The organism is Sphingobium jiangsuense, assembly GCF_014196495.1.
GTDB lineage: Bacteria > Pseudomonadota > Alphaproteobacteria > Sphingomonadales > Sphingomonadaceae > Sphingobium > Sphingobium jiangsuense.
In genome coordinates, this window is the sequence record NZ_JACIDT010000001.1 from 64,889 (window position 1) to 90,724 (window position 25,836).

A 25,836-nucleotide genomic window follows, 5' to 3' on the forward strand; every position below is an offset into this window, starting at 1 on the left:
GTTTTGTGAAGGGGGCGCGGCGGGAAAATCGGCTGCAGGATGTCGCATGTAAGGGCCGGTTTAGGGCTTATCCGCCACAGACCCACCTCCGTTCGCCCTGGCTTGTCGACCCGTAGGGCGGGCGAAGCCCAACGGCTGCTTTTCTCTTGGGGCAAGAAGAAGGACAGGGCTTCGACAAGCTCAGCCCGAACGGTTTCTCTTCATCCTCCCCCAGCGTAAGGCTGGGTCACAGACCATGTCGCGCGCCATCTCCACAGATGCCGGCCTGCGCTGGCATGACGCGGTAAAAATGCCTCAGGCCGCCGGCCGTTCCTCTTCCCGTCCCCTGCGCAGCGAGGCGAGGAACGCGTTGCTGGTCGTGCGCAGCGCGTCGGATTTCGATCGCAGCGAGGTCATGATCGTGCGGATTTCCTCGGCCAGCAAGTCGGCCTCGCGCGCGCTGCGGGCCACCTCGTCGGCCGATCCGCGCACCTGCTGCGATGCGCTGACGGTGCGGGCGGCGGCCTCGCTGATGTCGGCGGTGGTCTGGCGCTGGCTCGTCACCGCGTCGGCGATGTGCCCCGCGCGCGCCGACACCTTGCCGATGGTCTCGGCGACGGAGCGCATCGCGCTGTCGGCCTCCTCCATCTTCACCCGCGTGCCCATGATGATCTCGTCGATGCGCGCGACCGCGCCGTGGGTTTGCGCCGCCAGCTGCTTCACCTCGCCGGCGACGACCGCGAAGCCGCGCCCGGCCTCCCCGGCGCGCGCCGCCTCGATGGTGGCGTTCAGCGAGAGCAGGCCCGTCTGGCTCGCCAGATCCTGGATCAGGCGGACGATCTCGCCGATATGGCTGGTCTGCTGCGCCAGCGCGCTCAGGCTGACGAGGCCGTTGACGCCCGCCTCCCGCGCCGCATTGCCGATCGCCACCTGCTCATGCGCCTCGGCCGCGATGTTGGACGCCGCCTGCTTGAGCGCCCCGGTGGCGCTGGCGACGGCCTCGACCGATTCGGTCGTGCCGATCGCGAGGTCCAGCACATGCTGCGCCCGGTTGCGGGCATTGGCGTTGATCTGGCTGATATTGCCGGTCACCGTCGCCAGCGCGCTGATCGCCTCGTCCAGCTGCCGCGCCAGCGTGGCCACCGATTCCTCATAGCGGGTCGCCAGATCGAGCATCGCGGCTTCGCGCTCCGCATCGGCCCGCTCGCGGTCCCGTTCCCGCTCCGCCCGCGCGGCGAGCTTGGCGGCGGCGGCGCGCTCCACCTCCAGCCGCTCGGCCTCGGCCATGCGCCGCTCGGTATCCCGCCGCTCCATATCCGACCGCATGCGCGCGACGAACTGCCCCGCCATCTGCATATAGGCCTGCGCCAGCATGAACGAGAACAGCAGCACCAGCCCGTGCAGCAGCCACAGCGGCTGGCCCAGCGACACGAAGATGTGCAGCTGCGCCAGCGCGCCGACATTGAGGGTATAGACCAGCGAGGCGCGCGGGATCATCGCGAAGGTCAGCCCACCCACGCAGATCACGCCGACATGGATGCACAGCAGCGTCGTCTGCGCGGCGAAGCTCGATCCGATGCTGGCCGCCGTCATCAGCAGCCCCCACCCCATCGAGATGAAGAAGGTGTAGACGGTGAAGGCCGTGAAGCAGGCGGCGACCGACGTATAGCGGACGCGGCAGAAGCGGGTGAACGGCATCAGGAACTGGGCGCAGACGGCGATCGCCACCTGCATCACCGCCAGCGCGGTCACCCAGGGGCCGTTGACCTCATTGTGAAAGGAAAGGCCGATGGTCGTCGCCAGCGCGATGACCGGCACCACCGTGCGGGCGACGCCGCGCCCGGCTTCGCGCGCCTGCTCCATGCCGATATGGCGCGACACGGGGCTGGCGTCGACGGCCCGGCCGCCGACCCATTCGACTATCCTGCCCGGCAGGCGGACCTTGCTATCCTTGCGCCCCGTCATCCGGCCTTTCATGCGGGATCGTCCCGCTTTCCCCTGTCCATCCGATATCCATCCAACAGGTCATAGCCGGGCAAAGGTTGCCAAAGTTTTACACTTCCACCCGCCATGCCGCGCATTTCGTCTCATTTCAGCGGGTTGCACGGGGGCTCCTGGCGGCCTGCCCGCATTTTCGGATTTGACCGGCCTTCCGCCGTTCAGCACATTTACACCAATCGCTGCGATAAGCCGCCGCATCGACGGGAATCGCGCACGGCAATCGCGCATAGGGGAAATGAAGGCGTCATGAAGATAGTGGTGATATTCGGAACCCGGCCGGAAGCGATCAAGCTGTTCCCGGTCGTGCACGCATTGCGCGCCGTTCCCGGTATCGACACCCGCATCTGCGTGACCGCCCAGCATCGCGGCCTGCTCGACCAGGTGCTGGAGATGAGCGGCATCACCCCCGACATCGATCTCGACGCGATGCGCGAGAACCAGACGCTCGACGGCCTGACCGCCCGGCTCATCACCGCGCTGGGCGAGGTGCTGGATGCGGAGAAGCCCGACCGGGTGATCGTCCATGGCGACACGCTGACGACCATGGTGGCGAGCCTCGCCGCCTATTATCGCAAGATCCCGGTCGCCCATGTCGAGGCGGGTCTCAGGTCCGGCAACATCCACCATCCCTGGCCGGAGGAGGTCAACCGCCGCATCGTCGCCTGCATCGCCGACCTCAATTTCGCGCCGACGCAAGGCGCCGCCGACGCGCTGCTGGCCGAGGGACGCGATCCCTCCGGCATCCATGTCACCGGCAACACGGTGATCGACGCGCTGCTCGCCACCAAGGCGCGGATCGACGCCGACCCGTCGCTCGCCGTCGGGCTGGACGACCTCGCCGCGCGTTTCACAGGGAAACGCATCGTCGCGGTCACCAGCCACCGGCGCGAGAATTTCGGAGATGGCATGGAGGCCATTGCTACGGCCATCCGCACCATCGCGGCACGGCCCGATGTCGCGGTGATCTTCCCCGTCCATCCCAATCCCAATGTACGCGGCGTGATGGAGGCGCAGCTTGCGGGCCTTCGCAATGTCGCGATGATCGACCCGCTGGATTATCCCCATTTCGTCCGCCTGCTCGACATGAGCCACATCGTGCTGACCGACAGCGGCGGCGTGCAGGAGGAAGCGCCCTCGCTCGGCAAGCCGGTGCTGGTGATGCGCGACACGACCGAACGGCCGGAGGGCGTGACGGCGGGCACCGCGCGGCTGGTCGGAACCGATGGGCCACGCATCGTTTCCGAAATATTCAGCCTTTTGGACGATAGCACCGCCTATGGCGCCATGGCCCGCGCGCACAACCCCTTTGGCGACGGGCAGGCCGCGACCCGCATTGCAAGGATCATCGCCGATGCCCGTTGAGAATGAACAGAAAGTCGCCGTCATCGGCCTTGGCTATATCGGCCTGCCGACCGCCGCGCTGATCGCCCGGTCGGGCGCAAGGGTGCTGGGCGTCGACGTTTCGCCGCATGTGGTGGAAACCGTCAATTCGGGCAAGGTCCATATCGAGGAGGTCGACCTCGACGGCCTCGTTCAGGGCGTCGTCTCGCGCGGGCTGCTGCGCGCGTCGCTCACCGTGGAGGCGGCCGATGTGTTCGTCATCGCCGTGCCGACCCCGGTGTCGGAGGACCATGCGCCCGATATCAGCTATGTGCTCGACGCCGCGCGCACGGTCGCGCCGGTGCTGAAGGCGGGCGACGTGGTGATCCTCGAATCCACCTCGCCGGTCGGCACGACCGAGGCGATGCGCGACCTGCTGGCCGAGCTGCGCCCGGACCTCAGGATGCCGGTCGCGGGTAACGGCCCCGCCGACATCGCCATCGCCTATTGTCCGGAGCGGGTGCTGCCCGGCCGCATCCTCGTCGAGCTGATCGACAATGACCGCTGCATCGGCGGCATCACGCCGCGCTGCGCGAGGAAGGCGCTGAGCTTTTATCGGACCTTCGTGCGCGGTGCCTGCATCACCACCTCGGCGCGCGCCGCCGAAATGGTGAAGCTGGTCGAGAACAGTTTCCGCGACGTCAACATCGCCTTCGCCAACGAACTTTCGGTGATCGCCGACCGGGCAGGCATCGACGTGTGGGAAGTGATATCGCTCGCCAATCGCCACCCCCGCGTCAATATCCTCCAGCCCGGCCCCGGCGTCGGCGGCCATTGCATCGCGGTCGACCCGTGGTTCATCGTCCATGCCGACCCGGAAAATGCCCGCCTCATCCGCACCGCGCGCGAGGTGAACGACGGCAAGACCGATTATGTGGTGGCCAAGGCCAGCGACCTGATAGACGCCTTTCCGGGCGCGGAGATCGCCTGCCTCGGCCTCGCCTTCAAGCCCAATATCGACGATTTCCGCGAAAGCCCGGCGGTGAAGGTCGCCACCCGCCTCGCCCGCCGCTATGGCCAGCGGGTGAAGCTGGTCGAGCCTTATGCGCGCGAGCTGCCGGTCGAATTCGCGGGCACGGGCGCGGAGCTGATCGACATCGACGCGGCGATCGAACGGTGCGGCGTGTTCATCGTGCTGGTCGATCATGACGTGTTCAAATCGGTGCCGCTCGACGAGCGCGCCGACAAGGCGGTGTACGACACGCGCGGCATCTGGCGCGACCAGCCCGCGATCGCGCCCGGAGAAGGCAAGCTGCGCGCGGTCGGGGAATAACGCCGCCCTGTCCGCCCCGCCCTTGCCCTTTCGCGGCCGGGGCTGGTAAAAGCGCGCAATGCTGATGCGCGTTTCCGTCCTGCTGCTGAGCCTGTCCCTCGCGGGCAATCTGGCGTTCGCGCTGCGCGACCCCAGCCTCTGGATGCTGCCAGCGCTGCTCGCGGGCTGGTATCTCGCCGACATGCTGTCTGGCCTCGTCCACATGACGATGGACTATTTCCCGGCGCGCCTCGGCGTCGGCCTCGACCGCATCTATTTCTATCAGGGATCGCGGGAATCGGCGGACTATCAGGCGATGTTCCGCGCCTCGATGGGCCATCTCAACCCGTTCGAGAAACTGGTCTACGATTTCAAGAACCACCACCCGCGCCCGCATGCGCTGGGGCGGCGGACGATGTGGCGGCAGATCGGATCGACGGTGATCGCGGGCTCCCTGCCCTGCTCGCTGCTGCTGAACGCCGCCTGCCTGATCTGGCCGGTGCCGGGCTGGGCGGCGGCGGGGATGCTGAGCCTGCTGATCGGCGGCACCTTCGCCCAATATTTCCACGGCACGCTGCACCGGGACGAAAATCCGTGGATCGTCCATGCGATGCGCCGCGCCCGCCTGCTGATGACACCGGAGGCGCACCAGTTGCACCACGACACGCTGAAGCGCGATTTCGCCACCAACAGCGGCTGGAGCAACGCGCTGCTCAACCCGCTGTTTCGGTTCGCCTATGGTCGCGGCTGGCTCCGCGACGAGGGGCTGGAGCCGCAGGGGTGAGATGAGCGAACGCACCCAGAAGCAGCGGATGCTGGCGGGCGAGCCCTATCATGCCGGCGACCCGGAGATCGTCGCCGACCAGCAGGCCGCCGCCTTGTGGATGGCCCGCTACAACGCCGCTTCCACCCTGCCGCCTGCGCAGCGGGAGGCGCTGTTGCGGGAAAGGCTGGGGTCGGTGGGGATGGGCTCTGTGATCCGGCCGCCCTTTCATTGCGACTATGGCTATAATATCCGCCTGGGCAGCGGCGCGTTCCTCAACTTCAACTGCGTGATCCTCGACGTGGTGGAGGTGGCCATCGGCGACGGCACGCAGATCGGGCCGGGCGTCCAGATATTGACGGCGGACCATCCCCGCGACGCCGCCACCCGCGCCACCGGGCTGGAATGGGGCCGCCCGATCCATATCGGCCGCAACGTCTGGATCGGCGGCGGCGCGATCATCCTGCCCGGCGTGACGATCGGCGATGATGCGACGATCGGCGCGGGAAGCGTGGTGACACGCGATGTTCCCGCTGGCGCAACGGCGATGGGCAACCCCGCGCGGGTGCGGTGAGCGCTCCCTCGTTCGTCATCCCGGCGCAGGCTGGGATCGTCCTCGATAGCGCGCAGCCAAGCCTCCAGCGTTGCCAGCCTGCGCTGGCATGACGAAGAAGAATTGGTTCGATATTCCGTTCAGGCGGAGCCGAGGGGCGCGAGTTCCGAGCATCGGAGCGCAGCGGACTTAAGGTCCGTGAGCACCGAAGCACAGGAAATCGCGTTCCGCAGGCTCCGCCTGAACGGAATAGCGGCCAATTCTCAGGCGTCGATCATGTCCTCGTCGACCTCCGCCGCATTCTCCTGAATGAAGGCGAAGCGGTGGGCGGGGTTGTTGCCCATCAGGCGGTCGACCAGATCGCGCACCGCCGCCTGATCCTCGAACTCCATGGGCAGCACGATGCGGATGAGGCTGCGCGTCTTCGGGTCCATCGTCGTTTCGCGCAGTTGCGCCGGGTTCATCTCGCCCAGCCCCTTGAAGCGCGACACGTCGACCTTCTTGCCCTTCAGCGTCGTCGCCAGCAGCGCATCCTTGTGCGCGTCGTCGCGGGCATAGACGCTCTTGCCCCCGCTGGTCAGGCGATAGAGTGGCGGCTGCGCGAGGAACAGATGCCCGCGCTTCACCAGTTCCGGCATCTCCTGAAAGAAGAAGGTCATCAGCAGCGTCGCGATATGCGCGCCGTCCACATCGGCGTCGGTCATGATCACGATGCGCTCATAGCGCAGCGTGTCGGGGTTGCAGTCCTTCCGCGCGCCGCAGCCCAGCGCCTGAATGATGTCCGCGATTTCCTGATTGGCGAGAATCTTCTGCGCGGTCGCGGAGGCCACGTTCAGGATCTTGCCCCGGATCGGCAGGATCGCCTGCGTCTTGCGATCCCGCGCCTGCTTCGCCGAGCCGCCTGCGCTGTCGCCCTCGACGATGAAGATTTCCGTGCCCGCCGGATCGTCCGCGCTGCAATCGGTCAGCTTGCCCGGCAGGCGCAGCTTGCGCGCGCTGGTCGCGGTCTTGCGCTTCACCTCCTTCTCGGCCTTGCGCGCCAGCCGCTCGTCCATCCGGTCGACCACATAGGAGAGCAGCGCCTTGCCGCGGTCCATATTGTCGGTGAGGAAATGGTCGAAATGGTCGCGCACCGCCGCCTCGACCAGACGCGCCGCTTCGGGGCTGGTGAGGCGATCCTTGGTCTGGCTCTGGAACTGTGGGTCGCGGATGAACACGGAGAGCATCAGTTCGCAGCCGGTCATCACGTCATCGGCGGTGATGTCCTTCGCCTTCTTCACCCCCACCAGCTCGCCGAAGGCGCGGATGCCCTTGACCAGCGCGGTGCGCAGCCCCGCCTCATGCGTGCCGCCATCGGGGGTCGGGATGGTGTTGGCGTACCAGCTGTAGCTGCCGTCCGACCAGAGCGGCCAGGCGATCGCCCATTCGGCGCGGCCCACGGCGCCCGCGAAATCCTGCGTGCCGGAGAAGAAATCCTTCGTCGCGCATTCGCGGCCCGCGATCTGCTCGGCCAGATGGTCGGCAAGGCCGCCGGGGAACTGGAACACCGCCTCGGCGGGGGTGTCGTCGCTGATCAGTTCGGGCGCGCATTTCCAGCGAATCTCGACGCCCGCGAAGAGATACGCCTTGGAACGCGCCAGCCGGTAGAGCCGCGCGGGCTTGAAATGATGCGCGCCGAAAATCTCCGTATCCGGCACGAAGCTGACCGAAGTGCCGCGCCGGTTGGGCGCCGCGCCGATCTTTTGCAGCGGGCCTTGCGGGTGGCCCTTGCTGAAGCTCTGGCGGAACAATTCGCGGTTGAGGGCGACCTCGACCACCGTTTCCACCGACAGCGCGTTCACCACCGACACGCCGACGCCGTGCAGGCCGCCGGAGGTCGCATAGGCCTTGTCGGAGAATTTGCCGCCCGAATGCAGCGTGGTCAGGATCACCTCCAGCGCCGACTTGTCCGGGAATTTGGGGTGCATGCCGACCGGAATGCCGCGTCCGTTGTCGACGATGGTGAGGCGGTTGCCCGGCTCCAGCGTCACCTCGATCCGCGTCGCATGGCCGGCGACCGCCTCGTCCATCGCGTTGTCGAGCACTTCGCTGGCGAGATGATGCAGCGCCCGCTCGTCCGTGCCGCCGATATACATGCCGGGGCGGCGGCGCACCGGCTCCAGCCCCTCCAGCACCTCGATCGAGGACGCGTCGTAATTTCCCGATGTGGCGGAGGCGGAGGAAGCGAAAAGGTCTTCGGACATGGCGTAGCTATAGGGCGCGGGGAACGGCCTGCGCAAGGGGGAGGACTTCAGCCTTATGGCAACATGGGAGGCAAGGCCGACCAATCCCCCAATCTCCGTTCGCCCTTAGCTTGTCGACCCGTAGGGCGGGCGAAGCCCAACGGCTGCTTTTCTCTTGGGGCAAGAAGAAGGACAGGGCTTCGACAGGCTCAGCCCGAACGGGGGATGGGTTATGGGCGTTCCCTCAACTGCCACCCTACCTGAACACCCACGCCCGGTTCAGCAGAAACACCACCCCCGGCGTCACGAAGATCATCGCCGGGATCGGCGTCCATTCGGGCCAGCGCATCCACGACACGCACAGCCATACCCAGAGCGCATTGAGCGCGAGGCTGATCAGCGACACCGCGACGAAGCGCGCGCCGCGCACCGCATGAGCCTTCGCGCCGGTGTCGCGCGTGCCGCCGGTATCGACGAAGGTGAAGCGCCCGTGCAAGCCATAGCCCAGCAGCGCGGCGACGCCATAGCCCGCCAGATTGGCGATCTGGCTGTGCACGCCCGCCCGCGCCGCCAGCAGCCAGTAGACCGCCGCCTGCGCCAGCGTGACGCCGAGCCCGACCACGCCATAGCGCGCGATCTGCGCCGCCAGCGCGCGCCTTTCCGGCGCCAGGCCGTGCCAGAGCGTCCTCATGCGATGCGGTTTCCCATGCCGTGCCTTCCTGCCGTCACAAAGCCGTTGCGCTTTGCGCGGATCGCTCTAATCCCTGACGCCCATGAGGGAAAGCACCCAAAGCCGGATCATGTCCGCCGTCAGGACCGCGAGCCATCGCACCCTGTGCTGGGCGAACGACAACTGGAAATGGCTGACCTTCCTGATCTGGCTGGGCATCGCGGCCTATTATCTCGCGATCCGGGCCGACAATATCCACTGGTTCACGCTCGGCGATACCGACGACAATATGCGCTATGTGCAGGTGCGCGACTGGCTGGCCGGGCAGGGCTGGTTCGACCTGCGCCAGTACCGGCTCGATCCGCCGGGCGGGGCGAATATCCACTGGTCGCGCCTCGTCGACCTGCCGATCGCGGGGTTGATGCTGCTGCTCGGCCTGGTCCTGGAACAGGGACTGGCGGATCGCTGGGCCTGCGCGGCGGCGCCGCTGCTTCCCCTGCTGCCGCTGATGCTGAGCCTCGGCTTCATCACCCGGCGGCTGACCGCGCCGGACAGCGCCGCGTGGATCATCGCCGTGCTCGCCCCGCTCGGCGCGCCGATGGGCCTTGCGATGTACATGCCGCTGCGCATCGATCATCATGGCTGGCAGCTGGCGCTGACCGTCGCGATGCTGGCGGGGATCGTCGACCGCAAATGGTTGCGCGGCGGGCTGGTCGCGGGCTTTGCGAGCGCGCTTTCCATCGCCATCGGCATGGAGATGATGGTCTATCTCGCGGGCGCGGGGGCGCTGATCGCGCTGCGCTGGGTGTTCAAGCCGGGCGCGGGCCGACGCATGGCGCCCTATGCGCTGGCGCTCGGCAGCGGCACCGGCCTGCTCTATGCCGGGTTCGCGAGCAACGCCAACCGCCTGCCCGTCTGTGACGCGCTCTCGCCGGTCTGGGTCGCGGTGCTGGGCATCGCGGCGGGCGGCATGCTGGCGCTGTCGCTGCTGCCGCTGCGCACATGGCCGGCGCGCCTCGCGGTGGGGGCGGCGGTCGGCGCGGCGGTGGGCGGCTTCGCGCTGCTCAACTGGCCGCAATGCTTCACCGGCGCCTATCAGATCTCACCCGAACTCGACCGGCTGTGGCTGTCCCATGTGCGCGAGGCCAAGCCGATCACCGCCCAGTCGCTCCCCTCGGCGATATCGATGCTGGCGCTGCCGGTCGGCGGCGCGATCGCCGCGCTCATCGGCTGCATCGCGGTGCGCCGCGACGGCGAGCGGCTCTGGGCCTGGGGCACGGTCGCGCTGATGACGCTGTTCGCGCTGGGTCTGATGTTCTGGCAGATCCGGGCCGGTCCCGCCGCGCAGCTGCTCGCCATTCCGGCGGTCGCCTGGGCCGGCTATGCCGCGCTGCGCTGGATCGCCGGGGGGCGCTGGCCCGCCCGCATCGCCGGGCTGGCGGGGGTGGCGGCGATGCTGGCGCTGTTCAATGCCGATGCCGTGCAGGGCGGGTTCACGCGCTGGAAAACCGCGCTCGTGGGCGGCGCGCCCGTCAACGCGCAGCAGCAGGCGCAGGCCGACGCCCGCAAGGCGCGGCTGGAGCGCATCCGCCGCGCCAATGCCCGCTGCCGCACGCTGCCCGCGCTGGAGACGCTCGACCAGCTGCCGCCCGCGACCATCTTCACGCTGGTCGATCTCGGCCCGCGCCTGATCGCGACGACGCACCACAGCGCGATCGCCGGGCCCTATCACCGCAACGGGGCGGCGATCCTCGACATCCATCATGCATTCGACGGCAGCCCGGAGGTCTTCCGCGCGATCGCCCGCCGCCATGGCGCGCGCTATCTGTTGGTCTGCCCCGATTTCCCCGAAGGCACCATCTATCGCGCGCGCAGCCCGCAGGGCTTCTACAGCCTCGCCGAAAAGGGGAAGCTGCCGGGCTGGCTGCACGAGGTGAAGCTGCGCACCACGGCCGAAATGCCCTATCGCCTCTATCGAATCGATTATTGAGGCGTCCGGAAATGCGCCCTGCGGCGCATGGCAGTGTCGAAATTTCGCTCTTCCGCAAATCTCCGAACGGACTGCGAGACCTCAGCGCCGCGCGGCGAAGAAATCGAGCAGCAGCGCGGCGGCCTCCCGCTCGCCCAGCCCGCCATAGACCTCCGGCCGGTGATGGCATTGGGCCTGGGCAAAGACCCGCGCGCCATGCTCCACGCCGCCGCCCTTGGGATCTTCCGCGCCGTAATAGAGCCGGGCGATTCGCGCATGGGCGATGGCGCCCGCGCACATCGGGCAGGGTTCCAGCGTCACGTAGAGATCGCAATCGGTCAGGCGGAAATCGCCGACATGCGCCGCCGCCGCGCGAATCGCGACTATCTCCGCATGGGCGGTGGGGTCGTTGTCGCGCCGGTTGCGATTTTCCCCCTCGCCGATGATCGTCCCGCCGCGCGTCACCACCGCGCCGATCGGCACCTCCTGCGCGGCGGCGGCGGCGCGGGCAAGCTCCAGCGCGCGGGCCATCGCGGCGGGCAAGGGGAAGACGGACGGCATCGCCCTTCCCTATCGCCGCCGCGCCCGCTATGGCAAGCGCGCGGGCAGGATAAAGCACGGCGCGACTTGACGAACCGGACCGATCCGGCTATCCGCGCGGCTTTCCGGAAGGCTGCCCATGCGGGGCGGCTTCATGCAGTACCGATGAACAGGATTGATTGATATGTCGCGCATTTGCGAGCTGACCGGCAAGGGTCGTCAGGTGGGACACAATGTTTCCCACGCGAACAACAAGACCAAGCGCGTCTTTCTGCCGAATTTGCAGAATGTGACGCTTCTCTCCGAAACGCTGGAACGCGGCGTGAAGCTGCGCGTGTCGACGCATGGCCTGCGCTCGGTCGAGCATAATGGCGGCCTCGACAACTGGCTGCTCAAGACCTCGGACGACAAGCTGTCGCTGAAGGCCCGCCGCCTGAAGCGCGAGATCAGCAAGAAGCGCACTGCCGTCGCCGCCTGATTCGCGGCCGGACATAGCGAATGAAAGGGCGGCTCCTCCGGGGCCGCTTTTTTTTGCGTGTGCCATTCCTCCCCGGCACGGGAGGGGGACCACCCGCAGGGTGGTGGAGGGGCACCATCCGTCAAGCGCAATGCCCTCCGATCATGCCTCACGTCCAGCGGACTGTGCCCCTCTCCCAAAGGGGGAGGAATGCCTAAAATTCCTCCGGCAACGCGAATTTCAGCAGCAGCGTGCGCTGGAAGAACAGATGATTGTCGTCGGAGACGATCCACAGGATGCGCTGTCCGTCCGGCCCGCGTTCCAGCGTCAGCCCCTCGAAATTGTCCGCGAGCACCGGCGGCGCGAGGCGGGCGACCTGCTTGCCCGGCAGGGTGACGCCCGGCGCCATATGGCCGATGTCGACCAGCGTCAGGATCGCGGTGAAGCCTTCGTAGATGGTCGCGCGCCGGTTCAGCACCAGCAGCTTGTCCTCGCCGATCTGGACGGCGTCGGTGGGGTCGTAGCCGCTCGGCGGTATGTAGCGCATCAGGATCGGCGGGATCGCGTCCGCCGCCGCCGGGTCGCCCGCGAACAGCAGCACGTCGCGCCCCTCGCCATAGCCATGGGCGCCTTCCGCGATGACCAGGAACCGCCCGTCGGACAGGCGCGCCAGCGATTCGATGCTGGAGGTTTCCGTCCACCCCTTCATTTCCGGCCAGGTCCGGCATTCCTCCACCCGCGACAGGTCGGGCGGATAGCGGCAGATCATCTGCGTCATCTCGAACCCCGCCCAGATCGCCCCGGTGCGCGGATCGACCGCCATCGATTCGCTGTCGGTGGAATTGGGCAGCCATCCCCCCGTGCGCTTGCGGATGATCGGCAGCCATTTCACCTCGCCCATGCCCGGCACGCCCGGCTGCGGGAAGGTGAACATCGTCGCGGTGTCGTTGAGCGCGCGGATGCGCCCGTCGGGCAGGATATGAAGCGAGGACAGCCCGCCAAAGGACCGGTCCGGTCCCGTCAGCTCCCACGCACCGAGGAAATGCAGATCGCCCAGCCGGGTCCGCTCGGGCCGCCCGCTGTCCAGCACCAGCGGCTTTGCCGCGATGCGCATCAGCCCGTTTTCGGCCCTCGGCGGCTTTTTGACCTCCTCCAGAACATAGCGGCCGGTCATCGCCGTCAGGAACAGGAACAGAAGAACGAGCAGGATACGCATTACCGCAGCGTCCTATAGCCATTTGCAGCGAAAGGAAACCTGCGCGCAGGGTATGGCGGCAGCGACGGGCCGCCGCATCCGCGCGGCCGGTCGCGCAAAGCTGAACCGCCGCTGACAGCGCCATTCAGGGAAGGCTCAATGCCGATGGGGCATATCCGAATCATGACGGGACCGGTGATTCGCCCTACGGCCTTCACCCCGCCCGCAAAGGATTTGAAAGGAAGTCGATATGAGCAAGACATTAATCCGCAAGCTCGGCGCGGCGATGGGGATCGGCCTCATGTCGATCGGCGCCCTTACCGCCACCCCCGCCGCCGCGCGCGAACATTACCGCCCCGGCGACCATTATCGCGGCCAGGATTATCGCGGTTACAACTATCGCGGCTATAATAACGGCCGGGATCGCTATCGCGGAACCTATTATCGCGATGCGCGCTCCTATCGCGGCGGCGACTATTATCGCGGCTATCGCGGGGATCGCTATCGCTGCCGCGACGACGGCACCGGCGGCGCGATCATCGGCGCGGTCGCGGGCGGCCTGCTCGGCAACAGCGTGGCGCGCCCCGGCGACCGGACCACGGGCTCCGTCATCGGCGCAGCCGTGGGCGCGCTGGCCGGCCACGCCATCGACCGGAACGACGGCCGCTGCTGACGAACGGATGATTTCCCTCCCCTGAACCTTGGCCTCCGGTCCCACGCGGACCGGGGGCTTTCTTTTTGGCGGCGAAGGGGTTCTGACCGGACGTCTGTTTTGCTCCAGTAAGGACATAAGAAATCCGTTCGGGCTGAGCTTGTCGAAGCCCTGTCCTTCTGGCCAAGAAAAGCAGCCGTTGGCTTCCGCCCGCCCTTCGGGTCGACAGGCTCAGGGCAAGCGGCTGTGGGGGAGAAATCCGCTTTCCATCCGCTCCTACCCCGTCATGCCAGCGCAGGCTGGCATCTCAGGAGGCAACGCGCGACATGACCTGCGACCCCAGCCTGCGCCGGGGTGACGTTAGGGAAAGCCCCCTCTGCGTCTCCGCATCTCCGCGCGAACCATCGGCGCTCAGAATCACATCCCCACCATCACACGCCCGCTTCAGAGCCGCGCCGCCCCTGCCGCCGCCGCGCCGAACAGGCCGGGTTCGGGGTGGTCGGCGTGATAGACCGGCAGCGTTTCCATGATGCGGCGATGGCGGCCCTTGGCCAGGAACCGCTCGTAAAAACCCTGGAATTCCGGCGCTTCTTTCATCCGCCCGGTCAGCCCGCCGGCCAGCACCACCGCGCCCGCGCCATGCGCCAGCGCCAGGTCGCCGGTGACCGCGCCATAGCTCATGCACAGGCGCGAGAGCGCCTCGCGCACCAGCGGCTGCCGCCCGTCGAGCGCCGCCTGCCACAGCACCGCATCCTCCGGCGTGGTTTCGCCGCTTGCCGCCAGTTCCGCCAGCGCGGTGTGGATATAACCCAGCCCGCGCCCGGAAACGACCCGTTCGACCGACACCCGGCCGAACCGCTTGCGCAGTTGCGACAGCAGCAGGTCGTCCTCCTCATCGACCGGCGCGAAGCTCATATGCCCGCCCTCGGTCGGCAGGATGCGGGTGTCCCCCTCCACCCGCGACGCCAGCCCCACGCCCAGCCCGGTGCCCGGCCCGACGATGCTGGTCGCGCCCGAAAGGGGAAGCCCGCTGTCCGGCCCGAACAAATGGGTCAAATGATCGCGGGGCAGCGCCATGATGCCATGCGCCATCGCCTCGAAATCGTTGACGAGGATCAACTGGTCCAGCGCCAGATCGCGTTTCAGGCCGACGGGATCGACGATCCACGGGCTGTTGGTCAGCTTGATCGGCGGGGTGGTCACCGGCGCGGCGAGAGCGACCACGGCCTCATCGGGCAAGGCGTCCGCTTCATCCTGCGCGAAATGGCGCCACGCATCGGCGAGGGTCGGGTGATCCTCCACCTTGTATTTCCGGATGGCGCCCAGTTGCGGCGCGCCGCCCTTGCTGATGCGGGCGCGGCAGAAGCGGGCATTGGTCCCGCCGATATCGACGGCGATGATTTCATGGCTCATACCAAGGTTATACCCGCAACGGCCGCCAATGCCATAGCGCCGCCCGGAAATTTGATAACCTTGTCATACATGGCAGCGCGCGCGGTGCCGCATCTGATGGTTGCGTTGCCCCTTCCGCTCGGCTACAGGCAGCCTTCCGCGCCGAGGGCGCGGGCCTGCCCCTGTGGTGAAATTGGTAGACGCGCTCGACTCAAAATCGAGTTCCTTCGGGAGTGCTGGTTCGAGTCCGGCCAGGGGCACCATATTTTCCTGTTAAATCAGCGACTTACTCCCGACCGGCCACCCCGGAACCGGCGCGGTTCCGCGCGCTTTCAGCGGCAGGTCATGACGCGCGTAGCGGCGAGACAGTTTCGCGTGGGACAGGGGCGCCATTCTCCGGCCTCGTCTTCATGGGCCTGAGTTTCCGACTGCACCTCGTGGGAGGGATCAGGCGAAGCCGAGCAGCTCTTTCCGGCTGGTCCAGTCGAGCGGGAAATCCGCGTCGGGCAGCATCCTGGGCGTGAGAGCGATGGATGAGGTCCCTCGACGAGAGCGGTCGCGATGTCGGGCGCGAGTCAGGAGAGCCTTCGGAAATATAAAATGGCTCTCATCCGATTATAATATGTCCTATAATATCCGGATCTGGGAAAACAGGTTTCCAATGCCCTGAATATGCACGGTGACCTTATCGCCGTCCCGAAGGAAATTGCCCGTTTCCGAGGCGACGCCCGAGGGGGTTCCGGTCAGGATCAGATCGCCCGGCTGGAGAGTCACCAGGGTAGAAAGATATGCGATAATCTCGGCCACCGAATAGATCATGTCACTGGTCGAGGAATCCTGCCGGAGTTCCTCATTCACCCATGTCTTCAGCCGCAGATCCTGAGGGTCCTTCACAAAGCGGGCAGGCAATAGATCCGATCCTATCGGACAACTGCCGTCGAACACCTTGTGTCCGACCCAATCGCAGCGGAATGGCGAGACGGGCGGCACCCCCGGACGGATAAAACGGTCGCGCGCCGAAAGATCATTGGCCACGAAATATCCGGCCACATGGTCCAGCGCATCATCCTTGCCGACATTGGCCGCCGCCCGGCCGATTACGGCGCCAAGCTCGCCTTCATAGTCGAGGCTCCGGCTCGCAACGGAAATGACTTCTCCCGATCCAGCCAGCGATTGAAGGGGCTTGATGAAGATATAAGGCGGGAGACCGAGTTCGGTGGTCGATTTGCCCATGTCCACATTCCTGATGGCGGCCATGCGGTCAATATGCTGCTGATAGTTCGCACCGACGCAGAATATCGCGCCGGGTCGCAGCATCTTTTCCTCTTTCACCGTATCGCGCTGTCCGACGAGAGCCGGATCCTGCGGATCAATTGCGCCATCACCGTTCGCGGCAAGCCTCTCAACGGCATCCGACAGGCGCCGATCGGCATCATCCCATGAGGCGAGCAATTGTTCGATCGTGGAAAGGGCGGAATCACCCAGCAACCGGGCAACATCGAACACATGATCCTTGACGATAAGACCCGCGCGCGGTTCGGAATTGTCCTTGCTGTAGGACATAAGCGTGTAAGCCGACATTGGGCGATACCCTTCAAACAATCTGACAGACTTCGTCGAAGCCGGGGCGGGGATTGCGCTCGAACAATCGGTAGGACGGGTCCCCCCTTCCGAGCGCACAGACCAGGTTCGTCCTGCATCGCCCGTCGGGAAAGAACGCCGCGTCGACGCGATCCTTGTACACGCCCGACATCGGCCCGCAGTCGATGCCCAGCAGGCGCGCCGTCAGGATGAAATAGCCCGCCTGCATGGAGCTGTTGCGGAAGGCGGTCTCTTCACGGGCCGCATCGTCCGCCTCCAGCCAGGCCCGCGATTTGGGATCGTGCGGGAACAGCCGATCCATCTTTTCATGGAAGCGCGTGTCATAGGCCAGCACGGCCGCGACCGGAGCCGAGCGGACCTTGTCGCCATTGCTGCCGACCATCATCCCGGCAAGCTGCTCCTTCTTCTCCGGCGAGCGGAGGAACAGGATCCGCAGCGGATTGCCGTTCATGCTGGTCGGGCCCCAGCGCATCAGGTCATAGATATGGCGGAGCATATCGTCGGACACGTCCTCGGCCTGCCAGCCATTATAGGACCGCGCCTTGAGAAACATCCGGTCGACCGCTTCATCGAGGTCGCTTCCCCATGGTGTCGTCATTATTCTTCCTCTGGGTTCGGTTCAGGAGGTCGTTCAGACTGCCGCGAAAAGGGCTGGATCGTTGCCGTCTGCCTGCCCCAGCCGCCGGTAGATCTCGATGTCGCTCGCCACGAAGATCTGCGCCGGGCCCTCGGAGATGCGGTGAACCACCGTTGCCCCCCGCGGTATCGTGAAGACGTCATGGCGCCGCCAGGCGATGCGGGTTCCGTCGATATCGCTCTCGCCCGCCCCCGCCACGACGACGCAGAGCTGCGCGCCAAGGCTACGCGCCTTCGCCGTTTCCGCCTCTTCCAGCTGCATGAGATAGCAGTCGATCGTCGGGACGATCGCGCCGCCGTTGCGCGGATCGACATAGCGCGCAAGCCTGATGCCGAACTGGTCCTGTGGCGCATTCGCCGCCGCCGCCTGGGCCGGTCCCGCCGGATAGCGGAACATCATCGTATGGCCGGCGCGGGCGACCTCATTCTCCTCGATACCCACCGGAACGATACCGGCCGCACCATAAGCGCGATCCGCCGGAACCGCCCGCAACGCATTTACCGGGCCGGGCTGGAACATGTCGGTCCGCATCGCGCGATGGATCGCCAGATCCAGAATATCGACCCAGAGAGTTGGCTTGCCGCCCTTATTATGATGCTCGTGCCACGCCCACCCCGGCGTCACCACCAGATCGCCCGGCTCCATGGCGCATGCCTTGCCCTCGACGATGGTTTCAGCCCCCTCGCCTTCCAGAACAAAGCGGAGCGCATGCATCGCATGACGATGGGGCCGCGCGATCTCGCCCGGCATCAGCGCCTGCACGCCGGCACTCACAAGCCCCGCGCAACTTTCCGCATCGTTGCGCGGAATCGTCGAGTTCATCATCATCAACACACGCCGCTCAACGATAGACGGCACCGTGATGTGGGCGGTTTCGCGCAGGATCGGCCCGATCGCTTCCCAAGGCCAATGACGGGGCTGCTCCCCGCCCTGCGAAAATCCCGTCGTTCCGCTTTCCCAGAGCGGAACAAGCTTTTGCGCGTCATATGCGCTTCTCAGTTCCGGCGACACCGGATCGCTGCTCGCCAAGGTCGTCACTGCCACTCTCCCGCACAGCCCCTGAGCTGCATTTTCGATCTGTGGGCCGCTTATAACGGAAAATTTTCCTCACGTCATCTTTTTTTGGAATATTTTGCATTATTTCTAAAAATAAGCTAGATGCCGCCTATCAAACGACTCCATTTCGGCGCGGACGAGCGCCACCTCGGATCGGAAAGGGAGAGCAGGATGACGGAAACAGCGGCAGGCAGGCTTGGGGAAAGGGCGGTCGAAATGGACTTCGATCCCTTCGACGAAGCCTTTCTCGAAGACCCTTATCCCCTGCACGGCGCATTGCGCGATGCCGGGCCGGTTCTCCATATTCGGCGCTACGGCATCCATGCCTGCGCGCGCTATGCCGAGGTGATGGAGGTCCTGCGCGATCATGCCACCTATTGTTCGGCGCGGGGGGTCGGCCTTCAGGATTTCAAGACCGACCCGCCATGGCGTCCGGCTTCGCTCCTGCTGGAAGCCGACCCGCCCGAACATACGCGTGCGCGCACGCTCATGAACCGCATCGTCTCGCTCCCCGCGCTCAAGAAGGTGCGTGACCGTTGGCAGGCTCAGGCCGAGGAACTGGCCGACCGGCTCGTGGCCAGGCGTCGCTTCGATGCCGTGACCGACCTTGCCGAGGTCTTCCCGCTGTCCGTTTTCCCCGACGCCATCGGCATCATGGAGGAAGGCCGCGAGCACATGCTTCCCTATGCCGCAGCGGTGTTCAATGCCTATGGCCCCCGCAACCGGGTCTTTCTTTCCTCGGAAGCGAAGCTACCCGCCGCGAATGCATGGGTCGCCGAAGCCTGCAAACGGAAAAATCTCCAGCCCGGCAGTTGGGGCATGGGCATTTTCGACGCTGTCGACGCTGGCGAGATCAGCGAGGAGGAGGGCGAACGGCTGGTCCGTTCCTTCCTGAGCGCCGGGGTGGATACGACGATCAACAGCATCGGCAACATGATGCTGGCCTTCGCCACCTATCCCGACCAATGGGCCGTCCTGCGTCAGGAGGGTTCATTGGTGCGCAAGGCGTTCGAAGAAGCGCTTCGCTGGGACTCGACCGCCCAGATATTCTGCCGGACGACGACGCGCGAGGTCGATCTGGCCGGCGTCCGCCTGCCCGAGGGCGCGAAGGTGCTGCTGTTCCTCGCCGCCGCCAACCGCGATCCGCGCAAATGGGACAATCCCGACGCGTTCGACATTCGCCGGCACACCAGCGGCCATGTGGCTTTCGGCTATGGCATTCACCAGTGTCTGGGGCAGATGGTGGCGCGTCAGGAGGTGGAATTGCTGCTCGCCGCCCTGCGCGAACGAATCGCCTCCATTCGCATGACCGGACCGCTGGTCCGCCGCCTGAACAATTCGCTCCACGCGATGGCGAGCCTTCCCGTGGAGATCGAACCGGCATGAGCGGCAGCGGCGACTTCCTGCCCGCGCATAGGCAGCTCTTCTACGACGGCCGGTGGCATGAGCCGCACGGCGGCTATCGCGAGCTTTTCAGCCCTTCCGACGGGCGGCCCCTGGGCGTCGCCGCCGAAGCCGACTCCATGGATGTCGATCTGGCGGTGGCCGCCGCCGGGCGCGCCTTCGCGCACTGGCGGCTCACCGAGCCGCTGGAGCGTCAGGAACGGCTGCGGGCGCTGGCCACTGCCGTTCGCGCCCATGCGGAGGAACTGGCGCGGATTGACGCCATCAATTGCGGCAGTCCGCTGCGCGAGCTGCTGCGCGATGCCGCCTTCGGCGCCGACTATATCGACTATTTCGCAGGCATCGCCCATGAGGCGAAGGGCGATGTGCTGCCCAGCGGCGGGGGCGCGCTGCGGCTCGTCGCGCGCGAGCCGGTCGGGGTATGCGCCCGCATCCTCGCCTATAACCATCCGCTCATGTTCCTTTGCATGAAACTCGCACCCGCCATCGCGGCGGGCAATGCGGTGATCATGAAGCCGCCCGTGCAGGCGCCGCTGTCCGCCTATCGGCTGATGGAGCTGGCGGGCGACATCCTGCCGCCCGGCGTCCTCAACATCGTCACCGGCGGAACGGAAGCCGGAACGGCGCTGACCGCGCACCCGCAGGTGCCGCTGGTTTCCCTGATCGGGGGAGCGGCGACCGGGCGGGCGGTGATGCGCGGCGCGGCCGACCGGCTGAAGCGGGTGATATTCGAACTGGGCGGCAAGAATGCGATGATCGTCTGGCCCGACGCGGACCTTTCCGAAGCGGTCGAGGCGGCGGTGCGGGGGATGAATTTCGGCTGGGCCGGGCAAAGCTGCGGTTCCACCTCCCGGCTGTTTCTCCACGAGGATATTCACGACCGCTTCGTCGACCGGCTGGCGGAGGCGATGGCCGTCTATCGGCCCGGCCTTCCCGAAGATCCCGCGACGACCATGGGAACGCTGATCTCCGCCGAGCAGCGCGCCAAGGTGGAGCATTATGTCAGGCTCGCCCGACAGGCCGGCGCCACCGTGCGATGCGGCGGGCGGCGGGCGGAGGATCCCGCCCTCGCCAACGGCCATTATTACGAACCGACCTTGCTGACGAACGTGACCGCCGCGATGGCCGTGGCCCGCGAGGAGATTTTCGGACCGGTTCTCTCGGTGCTGCGCTGGCGCGACGAGGCGGCGATGCTGGCGGAGGTGAACGATGTGGATTACGGCCTCACCGCCGCGATCTGGACGCGCGACCTCGCCACCGCGATGCGGGCGTCACGGGCGGTCGAGGCCGGTTTCCTCTGGATCAACGACAGCGCCCGCCATTTCATCGGCGCGCCCTATGGCGGCGTCAAGCAGTCCGGCATCGGTCGCGAGGAATCGCTCGACGAACTGCTCGAATTCACCGACCTCAAGACCATCAACTTCCGCTTCTGAACCGTCAGGGAAAACCGAGACATGCATGAGCTTCTGAGCCAAGCCGCGCGAGACTATCTTGCCCGCGACCACCATCCCCTGATCGACGGCGACCGTCCGGCGGCGGGCGGGCAAGGGCATCTCCGCCCGACGGATCCCGCGACGGAAACCCCGCTCGCGGACATCCGGGAGGCCTCGGCCGCCGATGTGGACAGGGCCGTGGCGGCGGCTTCCCGCGCTGCCGCCGCCCCTGCCTGGCGGACCATGCCGCCGGCCGCGCGCGCGGCGGCGCTGATGCGCCTTGCCGATGCCATCGAGCGCGACGCCGACCTGCTCGCCGATCTGGAAACGATCTGCAACGGCACGCCGCGCGCCGCGATCCGCAATGCGATCCTGCCCTTCGTCATCGCCCTGACGCGCTATTATGCGGGCTGGGCGGCGCAGGCGGGCGGGCGGCAGGTGACGCTTTCCCGCCCCGGCACCTGGCATGCCTATACCGTGCGGGAGCCGGTCGGCGTCGTCGCAATGATCGTGCCGTGGAACGCGCCCATCATGCTGACCATGCAGAAGGTCGCTCCGGCGCTGGCGGCGGGATGCGCCATCGTGCTCAAGCCGTCGGAGCTGACGCCGCTCACCGCGCTGCGTCTGGGCGAGCTCGCGCTTGAGGCGGGCATACCGGCGGGCGTGTTCAACATCGTGCCCGGCGGCGCGGAAGCAGGCGCGGCGCTGGTATCCCACAGGCTGGTGGACAAGATCAGCTTCACCGGTTCCACCTCCGTCGGCCGGGCGATCGCCGCCGAGGCGGGGCGGTCGCTGAAGCGGGTCAGCCTTGAGCTCGGCGGCAAGTCACCGGCGATCCTCCTGTCGGACGCCGATCTTTCACGCGCCATTCCCGGCGTCGCGATGGCGATCTTCAACAATTCCGGGCAGGTCTGCGCGGCGGCCTCCCGCCTGTTCGTCCATCGCGACATCCATGACGCCGTGGTCGAGGGCATCGCCCGTTTCGCCGCCGGGCTGACCATGGGCCACGGCCTCGCCCCGGAAACCCGGCTCGGCCCGCTCATCTCCGCCGCGCATCGCGAACGGGTGCGCCATTATATCATGCAGGGCGAGGCACAGGGCGCCCGGCTGTCCTTCGGCGGGTCGACGCCGGACCGCACCGGCTATTTCCTCGAACCGGCGATCCTGACGGACGCCGCGCCGGAAATGGATATCGTGCGGGAGGAGATATTCGGCCCGGTCCTGTCGGTCATGAGGTTCGACGATGATGACGATCTGGAAGACCTCGCCCGGCGCGCCAATGCCAGCGAATTCGGACTGGCGGGCAGCATCTGGTCGCGCAATGTCGCGCGCGCGCAATCCCTCGCGGGCCGACTGGAAGTGGGCACCGTCGGCATCAACACCCATTCTCTCGTCGATCCGGCGCTGCCGTTCGGCGGGCGCAAGGCTTCGGGCATCGGACGGGAATGCGGAGAGGAGGGCGTCCTTGCCTTCACCGAAACCAAATCGGTCGCGGTCCTGCTGGACTGACGACGAAAAAAGAGGCCGGATCGAACATCCGGCCTCTCGCCTGTCCGTTTTTCAGCCGGTCCTGTGATCAGCCCTCCAGCGTCGTCCAGTCCATATGGACGAGCTTCCATGCGCCATCCAGCAGGAACCAGCCCTCGCTCATCGACAGCCGACGCCGGTCCTCGCCCTCGACACCCATGCCCCGATAGGTGACATCGAGAATATAGGTCACGATCGATGCATCGCCCGATGGCGACGGCTTGAGCGCCACGTCCAGCATGACGCAGCGCTCCACCCCGGCGCCCGACCCGACCACCGCCTGCCACCGCTCGACATAGGCGCTGACCGGCACCCGGCCCCGGCCCGGAAGCACGATCGTCGCTTCAGGCGAGAAGAAGGCGAAATAGGCATCGACATCGTTGCGGCCATAGGCGCGGTTCATCGCTTCCAGCGCATTGCCCAGATTGGCTGACATGCTCTTTTCCTTTCGATCACGATCCGCCCTGCGCGGACAATTTGCGGGCAATGTCGCGGGCCGCGCGGCGGGCGCTTTCGATCGCGCCATCGAAATGGCCGGCCCAGCCCAGCGCTATGTCGCCCCCGGCGAAGCGGACATGCCCCTCAGGTCGGTTGAACTCCTCTATGTCCTCCAGCTGGCCGGTCCGCAGCATCGCCCAGGTTTCACGGCACAGCGGATCGGCCGACCAGTCATGCCCATCGACGGCGACCAGTTCCAGATCGGGCAACCATTGCCGCGCGGCAGCCTGAACCGCCGCGACATCCCGTATGTCGAGGTCGCTCGACCGCGGGCCGAAAGCGAGAAGGATGGTATCATCATCCACATCATATTCCGTTCCCATCATGGTCAACGGATAGTCCTCCGGCGCGAAGGCGATAAAGCCGTCGATCTTGCCTTTGGCGCGCATCCAGACCTTGACGCCCTGCGACACCTGGTTGCGCCGCGACGCCGCCACCTTGCGCGCGGAAAGCGGAGGATCGAAGGCCATGTCATGGACGACCGGCATCGGAACGGTGACGATCACTTCACGCGCCCTCACGATGCTGCCGTCGGCGAGCGAGAGCGCAGCGCCCTTCTCATCCTGCACGATCGAGATGACGTGGGCGTTCAAACGATGCTCGGCCCCGGATTCCGCGAGGATGGCATCGATCAGCATCGACGTGCCTCCCTTGAGGACATAGCGGGATTCCGCCTGCCCCCGCATTTTCCAGTCCCCCCCGGCCAGGGCGACGAGGCGCAGGATCTGGGACCAGGCCGCATCCTCCATCGGCCCGTTGAACGACAAGGTCCAGTGAGCGGCGACCATCCGGCGCTCCTCGTCGGAGAGGTCGAGTTCCGCCAGACGCTGCGCGACCGTCATGCGGTCGGCGCGACGCGCGGCGTCGGTCAGCGGGAAGGGCGCATGGGGGTTGGGAAAGGCCTCCAGCGCGCCCTCCGCGATCCTGATCTCGCCCGGCGTCATCGCGCCCATCAGGTCCATGATCGGCATCTTGCGCACTTCGCCCTTGTCGAGCCAATAGCCATGCTCGATCCAGGCCACCGATTCTATCTCCAGCCCGTAGGCCAGCATCTCGGCCCACAAATGGGGCTGGAGCCAATGCACGAAGCCGCCCCCGATTTCGAGCTTCATGCCAAGCTTGCTGTCCCGGTGGAAGGCTCGCCCGCCCAGCCGGTCCTTCGCCTCCAGCACGAGAGCGGAAAGACCCGCCCGCGCCAGATCGCGACCGGCTATCAAACCCGCAATCCCCCCGCCCACGATCGCGACATCAACCGCGCTGTCTTTCCCGCTGCTCATATTCATTCCCTTTGTTGCGGACTTGCCGGCCGATCAGTGCGCGCCGAACAGGCGCTCGCGCAGCGTGGCGCCCGAACCATATGCACGCTGCATCGCGCCGCGCTCCTTCAGCGCGGGCACGAGACCATCGAAAATCCCGGACAGGAAATTGGCATTGGCTTCCTTGGTCGCACCGATCAGATAACCGTCGCCACCGGCCTCCTCCATCATGTCGATGAGGTAGTCGGCCACGTCGCCGGCCTTGCCGATCTGGCCGTTATTGCGATCGCCCCAGTTGAAATCGATCATCACATCGCGAATGCTCTGCCCCTGCGCGCCCTTCTTCTTGAGCGCGTCGAACATGCTGGTTGTGCCGTTGGTGACCGCATCCTGCGGAATGGGCTTGTGCATGTCGAACCGCGTCAGATCGATGCCGAGATGGGCGGAATGCGTGCCGAGCACGGTACGGATCTGCTCGTCGGTGATGCTTGCGCGGAACTGGTCCATGCTGTCCGCGATGTTCACCCTTGCGAGATACAGGATCTTGCATTCGCGCGGATCGCGGCCGAAGCTCTTCATCCGGCCCTGAACATCTTCCCGGAAGCTTTTCATCGCCTCGACGCCGCCGATGGTCGTCGACATGATGATTTCCGCGTGCTTCGCCGCGAAGTCCCGCCCCTTGTCCGAACCGCCCGCTTGGACGAACACCGGCCGCCCCTGCGGTGACGGTGCCGAATTCAGCGGACCGCGAACCTTGAAATACCGCCCTTCATGCGCAATTTCGCGAACCCCGGCAGGGTCCGTGTAGATGCCCCGCTCTACATCGGCGATCACCGCCCCGGCCTCCCAGCTGTCCCAGAGCTTGCTGACCACCTCCACAAATTCGTCGGCACGATCATAGCGCTCCGCAACCGGCGGCAGATCGTCCATGCCGAAATTCTGCGCAGATTCCTTTTCGCTGGTGGTCACGATGTTCCAGCCGATCCGTCCCCCGGACAGCGAATCCAGCGTGCCCAGCGCGCGCGCCAGCAGATAGGGCGGATAAAGCGATGTGGACGCCGTCGCCACCAAACCGAGCCGCTCGGTCTGCGCCGCCAGAAAGGGAAGCAACGCCACCGGGTCGTTTTTCGGCGAGGAATAGACATTGGCGAGATCGAGGTCCATCGAACCGCCGATGCGGGACACCGACGAGGTATCCTCGAAGAACAGGAAATCGAAGCATTCTTCCTCGACCCGCTTTGCCAGACGGCTGTGAAAAGCGCCGCTTGCCCAATCCGCGCCATGCAGCCGATCGCTGGCGGCGTGCCATGCCGGCGGAGAGAAGGAACTGAAGAAACCAAGGACGAGTTGACGGCTGCTTTGACGAACCATGATCGTGGTCCTTTCCCGGAAACGCGA

Annotated in this window: 22 protein-coding genes and 1 tRNA gene; 11 read left to right on the plus strand and 12 right to left on the minus strand. The window is 66.3% G+C overall.

The features are described from left to right. Window positions 1-294: 294 nt before the first annotated feature. Window positions 295-1,956: a methyl-accepting chemotaxis protein gene (locus GGR43_RS00325; RefSeq protein ID WP_223177225.1), complete on the minus strand. Its 1,662-nt coding sequence runs from the start codon at window positions 1,954-1,956 to the stop codon at window positions 295-297. A 270-nt stretch (window positions 1,957-2,226) separates the two neighbouring features. On the opposite strand from GGR43_RS00325, the gene wecB reads away from it, so the two are divergent. From wecB to GGR43_RS00345, 4 genes are all read left to right on the plus strand, one after another. Next, window positions 2,227-3,342 (plus strand): non-hydrolyzing UDP-N-acetylglucosamine 2-epimerase, encoded by a 1,116-nt coding sequence (gene wecB, locus GGR43_RS00330; protein WP_188069958.1) that lies wholly within the window; start codon window positions 2,227-2,229, stop codon window positions 3,340-3,342. Then, window positions 3,332-4,633, plus strand: coding sequence for a UDP-N-acetyl-D-mannosamine dehydrogenase (wecC, locus tag GGR43_RS00335; protein WP_188069959.1), 1,302 nt, complete (start codon window positions 3,332-3,334; stop codon window positions 4,631-4,633). Before wecB ends, wecC begins: the two co-directional genes overlap by 11 nt. Window positions 4,634-4,697: 64 nt before the next feature. After that, window positions 4,698-5,396: a fatty acid desaturase CarF family protein gene (locus tag GGR43_RS00340; RefSeq protein ID WP_343054361.1), complete on the plus strand. Its 699-nt coding sequence runs from the start codon at window positions 4,698-4,700 to the stop codon at window positions 5,394-5,396. Between the two features lies 1 nt (window position 5,397). Further along, window positions 5,398-5,949, plus strand: coding sequence for a sugar O-acetyltransferase (locus tag GGR43_RS00345; RefSeq protein WP_188069961.1), 552 nt, complete (start codon window positions 5,398-5,400; stop codon window positions 5,947-5,949). 242 nt (window positions 5,950-6,191) lie between these two features. On the opposite strand, the gene parE is transcribed toward GGR43_RS00345, so the two are convergent. Next, complete coding sequence (parE, locus tag GGR43_RS00350; RefSeq protein ID WP_188069962.1) at window positions 6,192-8,171, minus strand: DNA topoisomerase IV subunit B; 1,980 nt, start codon at window positions 8,169-8,171, stop codon at window positions 6,192-6,194. 235 nt (window positions 8,172-8,406) lie between these two features. Next, window positions 8,407-8,841, minus strand: coding sequence for a GtrA family protein (locus GGR43_RS00355; protein WP_188069963.1), 435 nt, complete (start codon window positions 8,839-8,841; stop codon window positions 8,407-8,409). 109 nt (window positions 8,842-8,950) lie between these two features. On the opposite strand from GGR43_RS00355, the gene GGR43_RS00360 reads away from it, so the two are divergent. Continuing rightward, a complete protein-coding gene (locus GGR43_RS00360) occupies window positions 8,951-10,810 on the plus strand; it encodes a hypothetical protein (protein ID WP_188069964.1) in 1,860 nt (619 codons plus the stop codon). An 81-nt stretch (window positions 10,811-10,891) separates the two neighbouring features. On the opposite strand, the gene GGR43_RS00365 is transcribed toward GGR43_RS00360, so the two are convergent. Next, complete coding sequence (locus GGR43_RS00365; protein WP_188069965.1) at window positions 10,892-11,350, minus strand: nucleoside deaminase; 459 nt, start codon at window positions 11,348-11,350, stop codon at window positions 10,892-10,894. Window positions 11,351-11,513: 163 nt separating this feature from the next. On the opposite strand from GGR43_RS00365, the gene rpmB reads away from it, so the two are divergent. Next, window positions 11,514-11,807: a 50S ribosomal protein L28 gene (gene rpmB / locus GGR43_RS00370; RefSeq protein ID WP_188069966.1), complete on the plus strand. Its 294-nt coding sequence runs from the start codon at window positions 11,514-11,516 to the stop codon at window positions 11,805-11,807. 193 nt (window positions 11,808-12,000) lie between these two features. Here the strand turns inward: rpmB and GGR43_RS00375 are convergent, their stop codons facing one another. Next, a complete protein-coding gene (locus GGR43_RS00375; RefSeq protein WP_188069967.1) occupies window positions 12,001-13,002 on the minus strand; it encodes an esterase-like activity of phytase family protein in 1,002 nt (333 codons plus the stop codon). Between the two features lie 229 nt (window positions 13,003-13,231). On the opposite strand from GGR43_RS00375, the gene GGR43_RS00380 reads away from it, so the two are divergent. Then, a complete protein-coding gene (locus GGR43_RS00380) occupies window positions 13,232-13,654 on the plus strand; it encodes a glycine zipper 2TM domain-containing protein (RefSeq protein ID WP_188069968.1) in 423 nt (140 codons plus the stop codon). Between the two features lie 423 nt (window positions 13,655-14,077). On the opposite strand, the gene GGR43_RS00385 is transcribed toward GGR43_RS00380, so the two are convergent. After that, window positions 14,078-15,046 carry a glucokinase gene (locus GGR43_RS00385; RefSeq protein WP_188069969.1) on the minus strand — a complete coding sequence of 323 codons (969 nt, stop codon included), beginning with the start codon at window positions 15,044-15,046 and terminating at the stop codon, window positions 14,078-14,080. A gap of 157 nt (window positions 15,047-15,203) precedes the next feature. Here GGR43_RS00385 and GGR43_RS00390 point away from each other — a divergent pair. Beyond that, window positions 15,204-15,288 (plus strand) — tRNA-Leu (locus tag GGR43_RS00390). A 364-nt stretch (window positions 15,289-15,652) separates the two neighbouring features. On the opposite strand, the gene GGR43_RS00395 is transcribed toward GGR43_RS00390, so the two are convergent. Genes GGR43_RS00395 through GGR43_RS00405 form a run of 3 tightly spaced genes read right to left on the minus strand, consistent with a single transcriptional unit; the run spans window position 15,653 to window position 18,302 of the window. Then, window positions 15,653-16,606, minus strand: a complete 954-nt coding sequence (locus tag GGR43_RS00395) for a fumarylacetoacetate hydrolase family protein (RefSeq protein WP_223177226.1) — start codon at window positions 16,604-16,606, stop codon at window positions 15,653-15,655. Between the two features lie 13 nt (window positions 16,607-16,619). Next, a complete protein-coding gene (locus tag GGR43_RS00400) occupies window positions 16,620-17,225 on the minus strand; it encodes a malonic semialdehyde reductase (RefSeq protein ID WP_188069971.1) in 606 nt (201 codons plus the stop codon). Between the two features lie 33 nt (window positions 17,226-17,258). Then, on the minus strand, window positions 17,259-18,302 hold the full coding sequence (locus GGR43_RS00405) for a cupin domain-containing protein (RefSeq protein ID WP_188069972.1): 1,044 nt from the start codon (window positions 18,300-18,302) through the stop codon (window positions 17,259-17,261). A 189-nt stretch (window positions 18,303-18,491) separates the two neighbouring features. On the opposite strand from GGR43_RS00405, the gene GGR43_RS00410 reads away from it, so the two are divergent. Genes GGR43_RS00410 through GGR43_RS00420 form a run of 3 tightly spaced genes read left to right on the plus strand, consistent with a single transcriptional unit; the run spans window position 18,492 to window position 22,666 of the window. After that, window positions 18,492-19,706, plus strand: a complete 1,215-nt coding sequence (locus GGR43_RS00410) for a cytochrome P450 (RefSeq protein WP_188069973.1) — start codon at window positions 18,492-18,494, stop codon at window positions 19,704-19,706. Next, window positions 19,703-21,157, plus strand: a complete 1,455-nt coding sequence (locus GGR43_RS00415) for an aldehyde dehydrogenase family protein (protein ID WP_188069974.1) — start codon at window positions 19,703-19,705, stop codon at window positions 21,155-21,157. The genes GGR43_RS00410 and GGR43_RS00415 overlap by 4 nt, the downstream gene beginning before the upstream one ends. 21 nt (window positions 21,158-21,178) lie before the next feature. Beyond that, window positions 21,179-22,666, plus strand: coding sequence for an aldehyde dehydrogenase family protein (locus GGR43_RS00420; protein WP_188069975.1), 1,488 nt, complete (start codon window positions 21,179-21,181; stop codon window positions 22,664-22,666). Between the two features lie 67 nt (window positions 22,667-22,733). On the opposite strand, the gene GGR43_RS00425 is transcribed toward GGR43_RS00420, so the two are convergent. The 3 genes from GGR43_RS00425 to GGR43_RS00435 are packed head-to-tail and all read right to left on the minus strand — an operon-like array spanning window position 22,734 to window position 25,809. Beyond that, the gene (locus tag GGR43_RS00425; protein WP_188069976.1) at window positions 22,734-23,120 is read right to left on the minus strand and encodes a DUF4440 domain-containing protein; all 387 of its coding nucleotides are present in this window, start codon (window positions 23,118-23,120) and stop codon (window positions 22,734-22,736) included. A 16-nt stretch (window positions 23,121-23,136) separates the two neighbouring features. After that, window positions 23,137-24,459, minus strand: a complete 1,323-nt coding sequence (locus tag GGR43_RS00430; protein WP_188069977.1) for a flavin monoamine oxidase family protein — start codon at window positions 24,457-24,459, stop codon at window positions 23,137-23,139. Window positions 24,460-24,492: 33 nt separating this feature from the next. Next, window positions 24,493-25,809, minus strand: a complete 1,317-nt coding sequence (locus tag GGR43_RS00435) for an NtaA/DmoA family FMN-dependent monooxygenase (protein WP_188069978.1) — start codon at window positions 25,807-25,809, stop codon at window positions 24,493-24,495. Window positions 25,810-25,836 lie beyond the last annotated feature (27 nt).

Excerpts from the sequence above, each read along its gene's own strand:
- GGR43_RS00325 (WP_223177225.1), bottom strand. The coding sequence starts at position 1,956 with ATGAAAGGCCGGATGACGGGGCGCAAGGATAGCAAGGTCCGCCTGCCG.
- GGR43_RS00425 (WP_188069976.1), bottom strand. The coding sequence starts at position 23,120 with ATGTCAGCCAATCTGGGCAATGCGCTGGAAGCGATGAACCGCGCCTAT.
- parE (WP_188069962.1), bottom strand. The coding sequence starts at position 8,171 with ATGTCCGAAGACCTTTTCGCTTCCTCCGCCTCCGCCACATCGGGAAAT.
- GGR43_RS00430 (WP_188069977.1), bottom strand. The coding sequence starts at position 24,459 with ATGAGCAGCGGGAAAGACAGCGCGGTTGATGTCGCGATCGTGGGCGGG.
- GGR43_RS00380 (WP_188069968.1), top strand. The coding sequence starts at position 13,232 with ATGAGCAAGACATTAATCCGCAAGCTCGGCGCGGCGATGGGGATCGGC.
- GGR43_RS00410 (WP_188069973.1), top strand. The coding sequence starts at position 18,492 with ATGACGGAAACAGCGGCAGGCAGGCTTGGGGAAAGGGCGGTCGAAATG.
- GGR43_RS00345 (WP_188069961.1), top strand. The coding sequence starts at position 5,398 with ATGAGCGAACGCACCCAGAAGCAGCGGATGCTGGCGGGCGAGCCCTAT.
- GGR43_RS00355 (WP_188069963.1), bottom strand. The coding sequence starts at position 8,841 with ATGAGGACGCTCTGGCACGGCCTGGCGCCGGAAAGGCGCGCGCTGGCG.
- GGR43_RS00365 (WP_188069965.1), bottom strand. The coding sequence starts at position 11,350 with ATGCCGTCCGTCTTCCCCTTGCCCGCCGCGATGGCCCGCGCGCTGGAG.
- GGR43_RS00415 (WP_188069974.1), top strand. The coding sequence starts at position 19,703 with ATGAGCGGCAGCGGCGACTTCCTGCCCGCGCATAGGCAGCTCTTCTAC.
- wecC (WP_188069959.1), top strand. The coding sequence starts at position 3,332 with ATGCCCGTTGAGAATGAACAGAAAGTCGCCGTCATCGGCCTTGGCTAT.
- GGR43_RS00340 (WP_343054361.1), top strand. The coding sequence starts at position 4,698 with ATGCGCGTTTCCGTCCTGCTGCTGAGCCTGTCCCTCGCGGGCAATCTG.
- GGR43_RS00375 (WP_188069967.1), bottom strand. The coding sequence starts at position 13,002 with ATGCGTATCCTGCTCGTTCTTCTGTTCCTGTTCCTGACGGCGATGACC.
- GGR43_RS00435 (WP_188069978.1), bottom strand. The coding sequence starts at position 25,809 with ATGGTTCGTCAAAGCAGCCGTCAACTCGTCCTTGGTTTCTTCAGTTCC.
- GGR43_RS00385 (WP_188069969.1), bottom strand. The coding sequence starts at position 15,046 with ATGAGCCATGAAATCATCGCCGTCGATATCGGCGGGACCAATGCCCGC.
- GGR43_RS00395 (WP_223177226.1), bottom strand. The coding sequence starts at position 16,606 with ATGTCGGCTTACACGCTTATGTCCTACAGCAAGGACAATTCCGAACCG.
- GGR43_RS00360 (WP_188069964.1), top strand. The coding sequence starts at position 8,951 with ATGTCCGCCGTCAGGACCGCGAGCCATCGCACCCTGTGCTGGGCGAAC.
- rpmB (WP_188069966.1), top strand. The coding sequence starts at position 11,514 with ATGTCGCGCATTTGCGAGCTGACCGGCAAGGGTCGTCAGGTGGGACAC.
- GGR43_RS00400 (WP_188069971.1), bottom strand. The coding sequence starts at position 17,225 with ATGACGACACCATGGGGAAGCGACCTCGATGAAGCGGTCGACCGGATG.
- GGR43_RS00420 (WP_188069975.1), top strand. The coding sequence starts at position 21,179 with ATGCATGAGCTTCTGAGCCAAGCCGCGCGAGACTATCTTGCCCGCGAC.
- wecB (WP_188069958.1), top strand. The coding sequence starts at position 2,227 with ATGAAGATAGTGGTGATATTCGGAACCCGGCCGGAAGCGATCAAGCTG.